Origin of the sequence: Clostridium sp., assembly GCF_051650885.1 — a bacterium.
Classification (GTDB): Bacteria; Bacillota; Clostridia; order Clostridiales; family Clostridiaceae; genus Clostridium.
Genome location: NZ_JBOFRG010000225.1, coordinates 1 through 1,460 on the forward strand (window position 1 = coordinate 1; position 1,460 = coordinate 1,460).

1 protein-coding gene is annotated in these 1,460 nt (G+C 39.9%); it reads left to right on the top strand.

Annotated features, from left to right (window positions below; all coding sequences use genetic code 11):
* On the top strand, positions 1 to 309 hold a 309-nt coding region (locus ACRC28_RS10795; RefSeq protein ID WP_438543454.1), incomplete at its 5' end, for a hypothetical protein.
* Positions 310 to 1,460 lie beyond the last annotated feature (1,151 nt).

A 1,460-nucleotide genomic window follows, 5' to 3' on the forward strand; every position in this document is an offset into this window, starting at 1 on the left:
GATCAATCACATTGTATTTATAGTAAGCATGTGATACATTTATTAATCATTCCTACCTGGAACATGGATGTGTATTTCTCTGGCCTGGTTGATGTTCTGCTGTTGGACTCTACAGGTGAAGCTGTTGCCGTGTCTCGTCTCCACAGTCACTCTGCTGCTGACAGCCAGAGGTCATCAGGACCTTTAAGTAAAGATCTGAATACTTCTTCCACCGCTGACTGTTTCCTCATGGTGCCTGGGATCAGCAGCAGTTATGTAAAAACAAACACATACATGCTCTATATCATATTATTAAAATATAAATGTTAAATGATACAAATATACTGTGTATCACTTACCAACAACAAGCTTGGTACTGTGGGAACGTCTGCATGTTTGCTCATCAGAGACTTTTACGCTGGAGAGTTTCAGTGAAACGTCTCCGAGCTCCAGTTTGTCGATGGACACTGATGTTCTTCCTCTGTAGGACGGCTGTTTGGTAACTACGTATTCTTGACTGTTTGCCCTCACAGACACAAACCCAGGCCTCAGCTCACTCCAACCTCATGTCAGAAGCATTCATTGCAGGTTCCAGGTGGCATGGGAAAATGATGTCATCACCAACTATCGCCACTATTGGTTGAGATGGACCAATCAGCTGAAGTTGACCTGAGAAACAGATCTGTGGTTTAATTCCTGGCTGCCTTTCTAACTACAGGACTCTGTAGATCAGTGTGTAGGTCAGGAGCTACTAATGAGTAAATGGCCCACATTAGTCTGAATAAAACTGCTTTGGGAATTGTGACCTCTAGCGGCATTTTTGTCATTTGTGCAGGACTCAACATCTGAGAATAGATTAAACCACAGTAACTGTAATTTATATGGTTAAAGTAAAGTACAGTACCGTTAGCAAACTCAACAACCTGACATTGGCACTGAAAATAAGAAGCAGCTAACGCTGAATCTGGAGGGTATTAATCAGTTTGCTAATATTTGGGATAATAGTTTGGAATCATTTGTTGAAGTTAAAGTTGATGAAGTTGAGTTGTGTCCTTTAACTTCCAGTGCACATAATGGTGTTATTCATGTGTTTTGCACTGAAATTACCTCCGTGCAAACAGCTGTCCATGCAGTCCTGCAGCAAAGTGTTGATTTAAACATTAAACTGCCTTTCTCATTTCATATGTGCTATACGATGGGTTCCCTGGCATGGAGGCAGTTGTGCTCAAGAAATTAAAATTCATACAAGTAAATGAAGACAATGAAGACATTTTAGTGTTCTCAAGTCAACCTGTCTGGGTCGGCTTTTCTAAATACTATATATGTTTCTAAAATCAACAGACTCTGTAAATCTTAACCATATCAAACACAACATCTGTCTCCACCTCTGACTAGAGTCTGTAGGTTTACATTCATTTTGTTTATGTTTTTTCTTAAAGGGGCCATATAATACCCATTTCCTGCTTTACATTTTCATTTGA